The organism is Aminobacter aminovorans, assembly GCF_900445235.1.
GTDB classification, from domain to species: Bacteria; Pseudomonadota; Alphaproteobacteria; order Rhizobiales; family Rhizobiaceae; genus Aminobacter; species Aminobacter aminovorans.
This window is the reverse complement of record NZ_UFSM01000001.1, coordinates 4,622,158-4,635,269: the sequence shown is the minus strand read 5'-3', so window position 1 is coordinate 4,635,269 and position 13,112 is coordinate 4,622,158. Positions and strand designations below refer to the sequence as shown.

Below are 13,112 nucleotides of genomic sequence, written 5' to 3'. Positions count from 1 at the left end.
GAACCCGGCGCAAAGCCCTATTCGGCGGCCAGCGTTGCCTCGGCAGTTCCGAACGTCGCGCGATAGACGGCGCGCTGGCGGTTGAGCGCCACCATGGTGTTGCGCAGCAGGATCGCCACCGTCACCGGCCCGACGCCGCCCGGCACCGGCGTGATCCACGACGCCACTTCCTTCACACTTTCGGTGTCGACGTCGCCGACGATGCGGCTCGAACCGTCGGGCAGCGTCTCGGAATTGATGCCGATGTCGATGACTGCGGCCCCGGGCTTGACCATGTCGGCCTTGATCAGCCTGGGCTTGCCGACGGCGACGAAAAGCGCGTCGGCGCGGCGCGCATGGGCTGCCAGCGAGCGCGTCATGTGATGGCACACCGTGACGGTGGCGCCTTCGCTCATCAACAGGAAGGCGATCGGCTTGCCGACGATCTCCGAATGCCCGACGACAACCACCTCAAGCCCCTTGAGGTCGAGTCCGGTCGCCTTCAGCAGTTCGACCGAGGCCGCGGCCGTGCACGGCGCTAGGTCGAGCTGGTTGTAGACGATGTTGCCGATCGAGGCCGGGTGCATGCCCTCGACGTCCTTCAGCGGATGCACCGCCGCCTGGATCGCCTTGATCGGGATGTGCGCCGGGACCGGCCGCTGGATGATGATGCCGGTGACGCGCGGGTCGGCGTTCATGCCGTGGATCGCCGCTTCCAGTTCGCCTGCCGTCAGCTCCGCCGGAAACCGCCGTTCCTCGAAGTCGATGCCGGCCAGCTCGGCCTTGGCGCGCTGGTTGCGGACATAGACGTCGACAGCGGCGACGTCGCCGACGGTGATCGATACGAGCTTGGGGCGGAAACCCTCATCCGTCGCCTGCTGCGCGGCGGCGCGGACTTCGGCGATGATGCGGGCGGCCACGGGGCCGCCTTTGAGATAGCGGTTGTCGTCGAGCGGCGGCATATGTCTTCCTTCGCAGGTCATCATCGGCTTGGAACGGGATACTTCGGCGCGCCCGGGATGAAAAGGGTTGATCCGATCAAATTTCATCCATGTTAAACAATTTTTCCTGAAATTTGCCGCGGAGTGAGATTTCCAGCCGCCGTCACGCGATGCGAAAAGGGCAGCACGGTCTTCCGCCGCACTGCCCTTTTGCATGGGAGCCTGGCCTTGCGGCCGGCTCCGCCCCCGTAACCTGATGATTACCTGACGATAACAGTGGTGCCGACCGCGACGCGCTCGTAGAGATCCATGACGTCTTCGTTGCGCATGCGGATGCAGCCCGACGACACAGCCCCGCCGATCGTCCATGGCTGGTTGGTGCCGTGGATGCGGTACAGCGTCGAGCCGAGATAGAGCGCGCGCGCCCCGAGCGGGTTTTCCGGGCCGCCGGTCATCATCGCCGGCAGCACGCGGCCCTTGGCGCGTTCGCGCGCGATCATCTCGGCCGGTGGCCGCCATTCCGGCCATTCGCGCTTCGACGTCACCTTGTGCGTGCCCGACCACTCGAAGCCCGGCTTGCCGGTGCCGACGCCGTAGCGCCGCGCCTGTCCGTCCGTCCCGACGAGATAGAGGAAGTTCTCCGTCGTATCGATGATGATGGTGCCGGCCTCCTCAGCACCGTCATAGGCGACAGTCTGGGGCAGGTAGATCGGATTGATCTGCGGCTTCACGCTGCGCTTTTCCGGGGCGCGCAAGGCTGCGGTCTGCACGCCGTCGGGGCGGACCTTCTGGCGCTGGGCGGTGCGGGGTGCCTCGCGCGGTGCCGCCGGCCTGACCTGAACCTGGGCGCGCTGCGGACGCCGCTGCTGACGCGGCATCACCTCGCCGGGATTGCGTCCGAGCTGCAGCACCCAGGGCGCCGACAGGTCGGGGCTCACTACGACAGGTGGCCGCTCGGCGTAGCGGTCATAGGCCAGAGCCGGCGAAACAAGCTCGGCCAACATGGCGGCCGATGCCAACAGGATCAGAGGTTTTCTCATGACGTGCTCTCAACTCGATCGTCAGCGGGGCAGGGCACGACCCATTCCCTTTTCAGGGTCATGTTGTCCGCGCCTTCCCACCGAAACATGAATCGGGTTGCTTAAAATGCGAGATTGTCAGGAAAGCTTTTGGTGTGGTTACCAGCCGGTTCAGGAGTCTGGTAAACCACCGGTAAATCAGTGCGATTACAGCGCCGCGCGTCCTCTTGGACGCGCAAAGGACGCTGTAACACTTTGGGTCGGTGCATGATCCTTTTCCGAAAATCGGCTTTCGATTTTCGGGGTCATGCACTGGACTGTTAACGAACGGAATGGACATGGACGAGAAAAAGACAGGCCTGATGGTCGGCGCGGATGGGGTGACACGCTGCTTCTGGCCGGGCACGCTGCCCGATTATCTGCACTACCATGACAATGAATGGGGCCGTCCGGTCGTCAACGACGTCAGGCTGTTCGAAAAGATCTGCCTCGAAGGGTTCCAGTCCGGCCTGTCGTGGCTGACCATCCTGCGCAAGCGCGAGAGCTTTCGCGAGGCATTCTCCGGCTTCGACTTCGACACGGTCGCCGAATATGGCGAAACCAATATCGAGAGGCTGCTTGGCAATCCCGGTATTGTCCGCCATCGCGGCAAGATCGTCTCGACCATCAACAATGCCAAACGGGCTCGAGAACTCGCCGACGAGGCCGGATCGCTCGCGGCTTGGTTCTGGAAGTTCGAGCCCGGCCCGGACGAACGGCCCAAGGTCGTCGACTATCCGACGCTGATCGCCAACCCGACGACGCCGACGTCGACGCGCATTTCGAAGGAATTGAAGAAACGCGGCTGGAGCTTCGTCGGCCCGACCACCGTCTACGCCTTCATGCAGGCGATGGGCATGGTCAACGATCATATCGAAGGCTGCATGTGCCGCGGCAAGATCGAAGCCGAGCGCAAGGCGTTCAAGCGGCCGGTGTGAGGGGGCCAAGTTCCTTCTCCCACAAGGGGAGAACGCGTTTAGCGTTCATACCGGCCCTTGTAGCCGCTGCCGGCGATGTTCCAGACCAGCGACCGGCCGGAAACCGTCAGCACCAGACCGCCGAAGCCGCGGTCGTCCGGCGTGTGGCGGCGGGAGGCGGCGCTGCGCCCGGCAGGGATGACCTCGACGGTCGCGCCGCGCTTCACCCAGCAGCCCTTGCCGTATTGGTCGTTGGCGCCATAAGCGAGCATGAACTCGAAGCTGCCGTTCGGCCTGAGCAGCAGTTCGGAGCCGACTTCCATCACGCCGTTGAGATAATAATGTCCGGCGAGCCTGGGGTCGCCGGGTGAGCAGGCCGCAGCCGTTGCAAGCCCGGCGGCGAGCGACAGCGCGCAAAGCGCTACGGTTGAAGCGATCCGTGGCATGGCAGTGCCCTTTCGGGACCGGATGAGGGTCCTAAGCGGAAAACATCAGGCCGGCTGCGATGGCACCGACGGCGGCAAGTGCCGGATAGAGCACGAGGCCCACCGCAAGCAGCGTATCCCCGAATGATGCCGCCCGTCGCGGGGCGACCTCTTCGCGCCGCGCCGGCAGTGGCTGCGTTGCGGTCTTATCGAGTTCTGCTGCGATCGTGGGCATCGTGTTTGTCCTGGCATTCAATGCTGCGCCTTGTCGCTTCGAGCTGTATCGGCACGATGTCGGTCAAATTGTGGAAATGTTTCGGCTTCCCCGCGGTGAGCCAAACGCTTGCCGCTCCATCCCATTTCGGTTACGACACGCCGCGCCGTGATCGCGGCCAAAATTTCTGGAAAACAGCGGAATTCTCGCCATGGCCGACAAATCGGAAAAGATGAAAGCGCGACTGCCGCGCGGCTTCGTCGACCGCAGTGCGGACGACATCCGGATCGTCGAGAAAATGATGGCTAGGATCCGCGAGGTCTACGAACTCTATGGCTTCGAGCCAGTCGACCAGCCGCTGATCGAATACACCGACGCGCTGGGCAAATTCCTGCCCGACCAGGACCGGCCCAATGAAGGCGTCTTCTCGTTCCAGGACGATGACGAGCAGTGGCTGTCGCTGCGCTACGACCTGACCGCGCCGATGGCGCGCTTCGTTGCCGAAAACTACGAGAAGCTGCCCAAACCCTACCGCAGCTACCGCTCCGGCTGGGTGTTCCGCAATGAGAAGCCCGGTCCCGGCCGCTTCCGCCAGTTCATGCAGTTCGATGCCGACACCGTTGGCACGCCTGGTGTCGCGGCCGATGCCGAGATGACGATGATGATGGCCGACGTGATGGAAGCGCTCGGCATCAAGCGCGGCGACTACGTCATCCGCGTCAACAACCGCAAGGTGCTCGACGGCGTGCTTGAGGCCATCGGACTTGGCGGCGACGAGAACGTCAATCGCCGGCTCACCGTGCTGCGCGCCATCGACAAGCTCGACAAGTTCGGCCCCGAAGGCGTGCGCCTGCTGCTCGGCAAGGGGCGGTGGGATGGCGGCCAGGAGGGCGAGGGCGACTTCACCAAGGGTGCTGGCCTGGATGAAGCGGCGATTGCCACCGTCATCGCCTTCACCGAGGCTGGCTCTGCCGATGTGGCGACCACCGCCGAAAACTTACGTGCCATCGTTGCCGGCAATGCCAGGGGGACCGAAGGCGTGGAAGAGCTCGCTCAGATCGGTGCTCTTGCCGCCGCGGCCGGCTATGACGACGGCCGCGTCAAGGTCGATCCGTCGGTGGTGCGCGGCCTTGAATATTACACCGGTCCTGTCTTCGAAGCCGAGTTGCTGGCGGAGATTCCCAATGACGATGGCCAGGTCGTGCGCTTCGGTTCGGTAGGCGGCGGCGGCCGCTACGACGGCCTCGTCTCGCGTTTTCGTGGCGAGCCGGTTCCGGCGACCGGCTTCTCCATCGGCGTGTCGCGCCTGATGACCGCGCTGAAGAACCTTGGCAAGCTCGACACGTCGGACGTCGTCGCACCCGTCGTCGTGCTGGTCATGGACAAGGACACCGAAAGCCTCGGCCGCTACCAGAAGATGGTCGCCGACCTGCGTCGCGCTGGCGTGCGTGCCGAAATGTATCTCGGTGGTGCCGGCATGAAGGCGCAGATCAAATATGCCGACCGCAGGGGCTCGGGTGTCGTGATCATCCAGGGCGGCGACGAGCGCGCCAATGGCCAGGTCCAGATCAAGGACCTGATCGAGGGTGCGCGCATGTCCGCCGAAATCACTGACAATGCCGAATGGCGCGCCGCGCGTCCGGCCCAGGTCACCGTTGCCGAGGCCGAGCTCGTTGCCGAGGTGAAGAAGGTCCTGGCCGCGCAGGCGGAAGAGCGGGCCAGGCAGTAAGGCCATGAACGCGCGTTATCCGGCGATTGCATCCGACATCCTGAAGCTCTTCGCCGCGCGCGGGGCCGATGCCGTCGATGTGCCGGTGCTGCAGCCGGCCGACCCGTTCCTCGACATGGCCGGCGAAGACCTGCGCCGCCGTATCTTCCTGACCGAAAGCGAGACGGGTGCCGCACTCTGCCTGCGGCCGGAATTCACCATTCCGGTCTGCCTCGACCACATCCACACCCAGTCCGGCACGCCGCGCCGCTATTCCTATCTAGGCGAGGTGTTTCGCCAGCGCCGCGAGGGCGGAAACGAGTTTTTCCAGGCCGGCGTCGAGGATCTCGGCGACAAGGACATCGCCGCGGCCGATGCGCGCTCGGTGGCTGACGCGCATGCGCTGCTGTCGCTATGCCTGCCGGGACATGAGTTGACCGTCACGCTCGGTGACCAGGCGATTTTCGAGGCGGTTCTTGCAGCGCTCGGCTTGCCGCGCGGCTGGCGCATGCGTCTTGCCCGCGCCTTCGGCTCGGCCGAGCTTCTGGCTGCCGCCCTCGGCGATCTCGCAGCCCCCACCCGCACCTCGGCCCTTGCTGAGCCCGCAGCGTCGCTCGTCGCCGACGGCTACCACGACGCGCTTGCCGCCCACATCGCCGCCGGCATGGAGCAGGCCGGTCTTTCGCCATCCGCCGGCCGTACACCCAACGACATCGCCCGCCGCCTGATCGAAAAGGCCGAACTGCGCAGCGTGCGGCTGTCGAGCGATGCCTTCGAAGCGCTCGAACGCTTCCTCGCCATCGACGTGGCGCTCGACGACGCGCCGGCAGCACTCAAGGAGTTCGCTGCAGGTGCCGGCCTGACGCTGGGGGCTGCACTCGACAATTTCGCCGCCCGCGCCAAGGCGATCTCAGGTCACGGTCTCGCCACCGGCTCCGTCCGTTACGATGCTGCCTTCGGCCGTCCGCTCGATTATTATACCGGCCTAGTGTTCGAGATCTTCGGTCCCGAGGCGGATCGGCCACTGGCCGGCGGCGGCCGCTACGACCGCCTGCTGACCCTGCTCGGCGCCGGCAAGCCCATTCCCGGCGTCGGCTTCTCCGTCTGGCTCGACCGTATCGAAGCCTTGAGGGAGGCGCGCTGATGGCCATTTCGATCGCACTTCCTTCCAAGGGCCGGCTCAAGGAGCAGGCGCTCGAGGTGCTGGCCAAGGCCGGCTTCACCGTCAACCTGCCCGACGACGACCGTCGTTACCGTGCCACCATCGAAGGCCGCCCCGACATCGAGATCGCCTTCCTGTCGGCGTCGGAAATCTCAGGCGAGATCGGCCAGGGCAATGTCGATCTCGGCATCACTGGCGAGGACCTGATCCGCGAAAACCTCGCCGACTGGGAACGCAAGGCCGCGATATCAGCTCGCCTCGGCTTTGGCCACGCCGATGTCGTCGTTGCCGTGCCGGACATCTGGCTCGACGTCGACACCATGGCCGACCTCGACGATGTCGCCGCCGATTTCCGCCAGCGCCATGGCCGCCGCCTGCGCATCGCCACCAAATACTGGCGGCTTACGCAGCAGTTCTTCTCCCAGATGCACGGCATCCAGGTCTACCGCATCGTCGAGAGCCTCGGCGCCACCGAAGGCGCGCCGGCCGCAGGCTCCGCCGACGTCATCGTCGACATCACCTCGACGGGCTCGACGCTACGCGCCAACCACCTGAAGATCCTGTCGGACGGCGTCATCCTGCGCTCGCAGGCCTGCCTCGTGCAGTCGCTGAAGGCCCGTACCGCCGCCGACGAGGCGACTCTCGCCGAGTTCAATGCCGCAATAGCGGCTGCAGTCCGCTGACAATCCGCGCCAGCTCCAGGCACTCATTGTGCCGCGGGCTGTTGCGGCGCCAGGCAAGGCAGATGCGCCGCTCCGGCACCGGCTCGGCGAAGGGCACGATCTTCAGGTCGCGCTGGTCGCTCGCTGGACCTGCAGCCATCTCAGGTATCAGCGTCACGCCGAGGCCATGCGCCACCATCTGCAACAGCGTCGTCAGGCTGGTTGCGCCATAATTGGCCATCGCCACCGGCTTGACGCTGCCGCATACCGCCAGCGCCTGTTCGCGCAGGCAATGGCCTTCCTCAAGCAGCATCAGCCGTTCCAGCGCCGGACTTTCCGGCGGCACTGGCGGTGAAACGAAGTCGGGGTCGTTTGCCGGCACTGCGAGGTAGAAGCGATCGGAAAACAGCTCCTGTGTCATCAACCCGGCATGGTCGAGCGGCAGGGCTGCCACGAAGGCGTCGATGCGCCCGTTCAGCGCGTCCTCGGCCAGCGCACCGGTGATTGCCTCGCGCAGTTCGAGCCTGAGCTTGGGGTATTCGTCCTTGAGCGCCGGCAGCACGTGCGGCAGCAGATAGGGTGCCACAGTCGGAATGATGCCAAGCCGCATTCGCCCTTCCATGGCCAGCCGGCCGCGCCGCGCCGTTGCCTCGACCTCGCGGATGTCGGTGAGGATCCTGTCGATGCTTGGCTGCAAGACCAGCGCATCCTCGGTCAGCCGCACGGCCTTGCCGCCGCGCTCGAACAGCGTGCAGCCGAGCCGTTCCTCCAACTCGGCGATCTGGGTCGAAAGCGCCGGCTGGCTGACGCCGGCATATTCGGCGGCGCGGCCGAAATGCAGCGTTTGCGCCAGCGCCGCGAAATATTCCATCTGTCGGATTGTGAGGCGGATCATAATCAAAAGCTATCAAACTTCTTAGAAAAGGCAATTTGGCTTTATCGGAATCGCATCCTAGACTGGAACTATTCCAATCAGGGCGGTATACAGTATTCAGTTTCGCGCCTAAAACGGTCTAGCAAGTTCTATCCAGAGGGAGGGCGCAAGCCATGACGAAAATGAAGATGTTCAGGAACGCTGCGGACCCCGTGCCCGACCCCGTCATGGCCGCATTGGCCTGACCGCTTCTGGCCTCGTCCTGCCTTTGTCGCAGGATGCCCGACAGGCCGCAAACCAACCACGCAAAGACGTTCGGAAAGAGATTTCAGATGGATACCACGACCGAGACGAGCGCGGGCAAGTGCCCTGTCGCCCACAAGCCCACCGGCACCGGCAATCGCGACTGGTGGCCGAACATGCTGGACCTCAGCGTCCTGCACCAGCACTCCGCCCTGTCCGACCCGATGGGCGAAGCCTTCGACTACGCCAAGGAATTCGAGAGCCTCGACCTCGACGCGGTGATCAAGGACCTGACCGCCCTGATGACGGATTCGCAGGACTGGTGGCCGGCAGACTTCGGCCATTACGGCCCGCTCTTCATCCGCATGGCCTGGCACAGTGCCGGCACTTACCGCATCGCCGACGGCCGTGGCGGTGCGGGTGCGGGCCAGCAGCGTTTTGCTCCGCTCAACAGCTGGCCTGACAACGTCAATCTCGACAAGGCCCGCCGCCTGCTGTGGCCGATCAAGCAGAAATATGGCCGCAAGATCTCGTGGGCCGACCTGATGATCCTGACCGGCAACGTCGCGCTGGAGACGATGGGCTTCAAGACCTTCGGCTTCGCCGGCGGCCGCGCCGACGTCTGGGAGCCCGAGCAGGACATCTATTGGGGCAAGGAAGGCAAGTGGCTGGCCGACGAACGCTACAGCGGCGACCGCGAGCTCGAAGGGCCGCTGGCCGCCGTGCAGATGGGGCTGATCTACGTCAACCCGGAAGGCCCGAACGGCAATCCTGATCCGCTCGCAGCCGCGCGCGACATCCGTGACACCTTTGCCCGCATGGCGATGAACGACGAGGAAACCGTTGCCCTGATCGCCGGAGGTCACACCTTCGGCAAGACCCATGGCGCCGGCGACGCCGCCAATGTCGGCAAGGAGCCCGAAGCAGCCGATCTCGAGCTGCAGGGTCTTGGCTGGCACAACAGCTTCGGTACCGGCAAGGGCGGCGACGCAATCGGTTCCGGCCTCGAAGTGACATGGACCACGACGCCGACCAAATGGACCAACAACTTCTTCTGGAACCTGTTCGGCTATGAATGGGAGCTGACCAAGAGCCCGGCCGGCGCACACCAGTGGACGCCCAAGCACAATATGGGTGCCGGCACCGTGCCGGATGCGCATGACAAGGCCAAGCGCCATGCTCCGGCGATGCTGACCACCGACCTGTCGCTGCGCTTCGATCCCGAATACGAGAAGATCTCGCGCCGCTTCCTGGAAAACCCGGATCAGTTCGCCGACGCCTTCGCCCGCGCCTGGTTCAAGCTGACCCACCGCGACATGGGCCCGCTTGCCCGCTATCGCGGTCCGCTGGTGCCGCAGGAAGAACTGATCTGGCAGGATCCGATCCCCGCCGTCGACCACGTGCTCGTCGACGATGCCGATATCGCGGCCCTCAAGGCCAAGATCCTCGGCTCGGGGCTTTCAGTGTCGCAGCTGGTCTCGACCGCCTGGGCTTCGGCCTCGACCTTCCGCGGTTCGGACATGCGTGGCGGCGCCAATGGTGCGCGCATCCGCCTTGCCCCGCAGAAGGATTGGGCCGTCAACCAGCCGGCGCAGCTCGCCTCGGTGCTGGAGAAGCTTGCAGCGATCCAGAACGAGTTCAACGCGTCGCAGGCGGGCAACAAGAAGGTGTCGCTCGCCGACCTGATCGTGCTTGGCGGTGCAGCTGCCGTCGAGAAGGCGGCCAAGGATGCCGGAAATGACGTCACGGTGGCCTTTACGCCGGGCCGCATGGACGCCTCGCAGGAGCAGACCGACGTCGATTCCTTCGCCCCGCTCGAACCCACCGCCGACGGCTTCCGCAACTATTCGAGCGGCCGTCAGCGCCTGAGCGCCGAGGAGAACCTCATCGACCGTGCGCAGCTGTTGAAGTTGACGGCACCGGAACTGACGGTGCTGGTCGGCGGCCTGCGCGTGCTCGGCGCCAACGCCGGCGACACTGCCCACGGCGTCTTCACGACCCGTCCTGGCACGCTTTCCAACGACTTCTTCGTCAACCTGCTCGACATGGGCACGGAGTGGAAGGCAACGTCGGACGCCAAGGACCTCTTCGAGGGCCGTGATAGAAGCACGCAGGAAGTGAAGTGGTATGGCACCCGCGTCGATCTGCTGTTCGGCTCGCACTCGCAATTGCGTGCGCTGGCCGAAGTCTATGGTTCCGCCGATGCCGGTGCGAAGTTCGCCAAAGACTTCGTCGCCGCATGGAACAAGGTGATGAACGCCGACCGCTTCGCATAAGCGGGCCGAACGGATCCAGGGCTATTCCAGGAAAAGGGTGTAGCGGTTTTCCGTTCGGGATTGCGCAAGAACAAACGGTAGAGAGATTCCGCTTGTTCGAAGAAAAGCGGAAACGCTCTAACGAGACCGGCGCGGAGCGATCCGCGCCTGTTTCATTTTGCGCTGTGCGCCTTTATGGGAAGTTTTTGCCTCGACAAGGCTGGCCGGCGCTTGTGCATTCCGCCTCTGCTGTTTAGCTAGGTCTGATACGGGTCAACCGAAAGCGGAAAACCGAATATGCGACTTGGCGGACGACTGGCTGCGGCCATTGAAGTTCTCGACGACATCGACAGGCGGCACAGGCCCGCCGCGGACGCACTGAAAGATTGGGGCCTTTCCCATCGCTTTGCCGGCGCCGGCGACCGCGCCGCGATCGGCAACATCGTTTACGACGCCTTGCGCCGCAAGCGTTCCGCCGGCTGGCTGGTCGGTGACGAGACTTCGCGCGCGCTCGGCTTCGGCGCCCTGCTGCTCGAATGGGACCAGTCCGCCGAAGCGCTCAACCAGACGCTCGACGGCGACAAGTTTGCGCCTGAGCCGTTGAGTGCTGCCGAACTTGCGACGATCGCCAACAACAAGTTGGACAATGCGCCAGATGCCGTTCGCGCCGACTGCCCCGACTGGTGCGCACCGCTGCTCGAACGCGCCTTTGGCCAGGAGTGGGTCGCCGAGGGAGCCGCCCTTGCCGCGCGTCCGCCGCTCGACATTCGCGCCAACACTCTGAAGGCCGACCGCGCCCGCGTCATCGCCGAACTCGAAGGCACTCAGGCAGCGCCGACCGCACTTGCCCCGCATGGCGTGCGTATTCCCCCCATCGACGGCAGCGGTCGCCACCCCAATGTCCAGGCCGAGCCGGCATTCCAGAAGGGCTGGTTCGAGATCCAGGACGAGGGCTCGCAACTGGCGGCCGAACTGGCCGGCGCGTTGCCCGGCATGCAGGTTCTCGATTACTGCGCCGGTGCCGGTGGCAAGACGCTGGCGCTGTCGGCGGCGATGGAAAACCGCGGCCAGATATTCGCCCACGATTCGGAGAAGTCGCGGCTCGCGCCGATGTTCGACCGGCTGCGTCGCTCCGACAACCGCAATGTCCAGGTGGTGTCCAAGCCATCCGAGCTCTTGGGCCTGAGCGGTCACATGGACCTCGTTCTGATCGACGCGCCCTGCACCGGCAGCGGCACCTGGCGCCGCCGGCCCGACGCCAAGTGGCGACTGACACAGCGCCAGCTTGACGTGCGCAAGGCCGAGCAGTCGGCTATTCTCGACACCGCCAGCGCCTATGTGAAGCCGGGCGGGCTCGTCGTCTACATCACCTGTTCGGTCTTCGACGAGGAGAATGCCGACCAGGTCGCAGCGTTCATCGAACGCAACGAACGCTTCACAACCGTCGACCACCAGGCCCTCTGGTCGCAGCATTTTCCTGGTCGCAGCGATGCCGTACGCTTCGGGGAACAGGGCCTGTCGTTGACCCCGGCCCGCAGCGGCACCGACGGCTTCTATTTCGCCGCGATGCGTCGCGCCTGATCTCGCGTGGCACAGGTCGTTCTGCGCTGTGGCGGAGCGAAATGTGCAACCAGATCCGGCCTTTGGCGTTCTGCGCCTCGGGTGCGCAGTGCAGGAGGTCGCATGAACAGATACGTCGCCTTGCTCGGTTTCATCGTCGTCGTCTTCGGCGGCGGCTTGCTCATAGGCTATCTGACGCTGCCGGGCGAGTGGTATGCCGGGCTCGCCAAGCCATTCTTCAATCCGCCAAACTGGATTTTCGGTCCGGTCTGGTCGGTGCTGTATGTCCTGATAGCGCTCGCCGGCTGGCGCGTCTGGTCCAGCGATCCTCATGGCGCTGCCATGCGCCTGTGGGTTGCCCAATTGGTGCTCAATTTCCTGTGGTCGCCGACCTTCTTCGGACTGCAGCAGATGGGCCTGGCCCTGTTGGTCATCCTGGCCTTGCTTGGCGCCATCCTCGGCTTCATGGCGACTACAGCGAAATCGGACCGTGTCGCTGCCTGGCTGTTTGCGCCTTATGCCGCCTGGGTCGCCTTCGCCACGTTGCTCAATGCTGCGCTTTGGTGGTTGAACTGATTTCAGTTTTGCACTGCAGCATTTCCGGTTGCCAGCTTTTGCCGGCTTTGCGATAAGCGAAGCCAAGAGGACATCCGATATGGCAGCCAAGATCGTACCCGCGGCCGACTATGACGAGCGCGTCAGGTCGTCCTTCGCGCGCCAGAGCGCGATGCGCACCATCGGCGCCGAACTGACGCTGGTCACTCCAGGCATCGTCGAGATCGAGATGCCTTATTCCGGCGAGCTGACCCAGCAGCATGGCTTCCTGCATGCCGGCGTTATTTCCACCGCTCTCGATTCCGCCTGCGGATACGCGGCCTTTTCGCTGATGCCCGAGAATTCGAGCGTGCTGACCATCGAGTTCAAGGTCAATCTGCTGGCACCCGGCAAGGGCGAGCGCTTCCTGTTCCGCGGCTCCGTTACCAAGCCGGGCCGCACGATCGTCGTCGCCGACGGCCAGGCCTATGCCATCGCGGCCGACGGCGAGGCCAAGCTGATCGCCACCATGACCGGAACGATGATGGCTATCGCCGGCCGCGACGGCATCGAGGGCTGA

The 13,112-nt window shown here is 64.6% G+C and carries 13 protein-coding genes; 8 read left to right on the top strand and 5 right to left on the bottom strand.

Annotated features, from left to right (window positions below; genetic code table 11):
• Positions 1 to 17 precede the first annotated feature (17 nt).
• Both DY201_RS22870 and DY201_RS22865 read right to left on the bottom strand, forming a co-directional pair.
• Positions 18 to 941 (bottom strand): bifunctional 5,10-methylenetetrahydrofolate dehydrogenase/5,10-methenyltetrahydrofolate cyclohydrolase, encoded by a 924-nt coding sequence (locus tag DY201_RS22870; RefSeq protein WP_115733941.1) that lies wholly within the window; start codon positions 939 to 941, stop codon positions 18 to 20.
• A gap of 239 nt (positions 942 to 1,180) precedes the next feature.
• The gene (locus DY201_RS22865) at positions 1,181 to 1,960 is read right to left on the bottom strand and encodes a L,D-transpeptidase (RefSeq protein ID WP_115733211.1); all 780 of its coding nucleotides are present in this window, start codon (positions 1,958 to 1,960) and stop codon (positions 1,181 to 1,183) included.
• Positions 1,961 to 2,277: 317 nt separating this feature from the next.
• Here DY201_RS22865 and DY201_RS22860 point away from each other — a divergent pair, with 317 nt between their 5' ends.
• On the top strand, positions 2,278 to 2,916 hold the full coding sequence (locus DY201_RS22860; protein WP_115733940.1) for a DNA-3-methyladenine glycosylase I: 639 nt from the start codon (positions 2,278 to 2,280) through the stop codon (positions 2,914 to 2,916).
• A gap of 38 nt (positions 2,917 to 2,954) precedes the next feature.
• On the opposite strand, the gene DY201_RS22855 is transcribed toward DY201_RS22860, so the two are convergent.
• Together DY201_RS22855 and DY201_RS22850 are read right to left on the bottom strand one after the other, a co-directional pair.
• Positions 2,955 to 3,341 carry a hypothetical protein gene (locus DY201_RS22855; RefSeq protein WP_115733210.1) on the bottom strand — a complete coding sequence of 129 codons (387 nt, stop codon included), beginning with the start codon at positions 3,339 to 3,341 and terminating at the stop codon, positions 2,955 to 2,957.
• A 31-nt stretch (positions 3,342 to 3,372) separates the two neighbouring features.
• Positions 3,373 to 3,555, bottom strand: coding sequence for a hypothetical protein (locus tag DY201_RS22850; protein ID WP_131922221.1), 183 nt, complete (start codon positions 3,553 to 3,555; stop codon positions 3,373 to 3,375).
• 190 nt (positions 3,556 to 3,745) lie between these two features.
• Here DY201_RS22850 and hisS point away from each other — a divergent pair, with 190 nt between their 5' ends.
• From hisS to hisG, 3 genes are read left to right on the top strand one after another with little or no spacing between them, the layout of a single operon-like run.
• Positions 3,746 to 5,263, top strand: a complete 1,518-nt coding sequence (gene hisS, locus DY201_RS22845) for a histidine--tRNA ligase (protein ID WP_115733208.1) — start codon at positions 3,746 to 3,748, stop codon at positions 5,261 to 5,263.
• A 4-nt stretch (positions 5,264 to 5,267) separates the two neighbouring features.
• On the top strand, positions 5,268 to 6,386 hold the full coding sequence (locus tag DY201_RS22840) for an ATP phosphoribosyltransferase regulatory subunit (RefSeq protein WP_115733207.1): 1,119 nt from the start codon (positions 5,268 to 5,270) through the stop codon (positions 6,384 to 6,386).
• A complete protein-coding gene (gene hisG, locus DY201_RS22835; protein ID WP_115733206.1) occupies positions 6,386 to 7,087 on the top strand; it encodes an ATP phosphoribosyltransferase in 702 nt (233 codons plus the stop codon). Before DY201_RS22840 ends, hisG begins: the two co-directional genes overlap by 1 nt.
• Here the strand turns inward: hisG and DY201_RS22830 are convergent.
• Positions 7,056 to 7,961 carry a hydrogen peroxide-inducible genes activator gene (locus DY201_RS22830; RefSeq protein WP_115733205.1) on the bottom strand — a complete coding sequence of 302 codons (906 nt, stop codon included), beginning with the start codon at positions 7,959 to 7,961 and terminating at the stop codon, positions 7,056 to 7,058. The genes hisG and DY201_RS22830 overlap by 32 nt on opposite strands.
• Before the next feature lie 311 nt (positions 7,962 to 8,272).
• Between DY201_RS22830 and katG the strand changes: the two genes are divergently transcribed.
• The 4 genes from katG (at position 8,273) to DY201_RS22810 (ending at position 13,112) form a co-directional block, all read left to right on the top strand.
• Positions 8,273 to 10,459 carry a catalase/peroxidase HPI gene (katG, locus tag DY201_RS22825; RefSeq protein ID WP_115733204.1) on the top strand — a complete coding sequence of 729 codons (2,187 nt, stop codon included), beginning with the start codon at positions 8,273 to 8,275 and terminating at the stop codon, positions 10,457 to 10,459.
• Between the two features lie 276 nt (positions 10,460 to 10,735).
• Positions 10,736 to 12,019 (top strand): RsmB/NOP family class I SAM-dependent RNA methyltransferase, encoded by a 1,284-nt coding sequence (locus DY201_RS22820; RefSeq protein WP_115733203.1) that lies wholly within the window; start codon positions 10,736 to 10,738, stop codon positions 12,017 to 12,019.
• 102 nt (positions 12,020 to 12,121) lie between these two features.
• Entirely contained in the window at positions 12,122 to 12,574 is a 453-nt protein-coding gene (locus DY201_RS22815) for a TspO/MBR family protein (RefSeq protein WP_115733202.1), read from the top strand.
• A gap of 79 nt (positions 12,575 to 12,653) precedes the next feature.
• The gene (locus DY201_RS22810) at positions 12,654 to 13,112 is read left to right on the top strand and encodes a PaaI family thioesterase (protein WP_115733201.1); all 459 of its coding nucleotides are present in this window, start codon (positions 12,654 to 12,656) and stop codon (positions 13,110 to 13,112) included.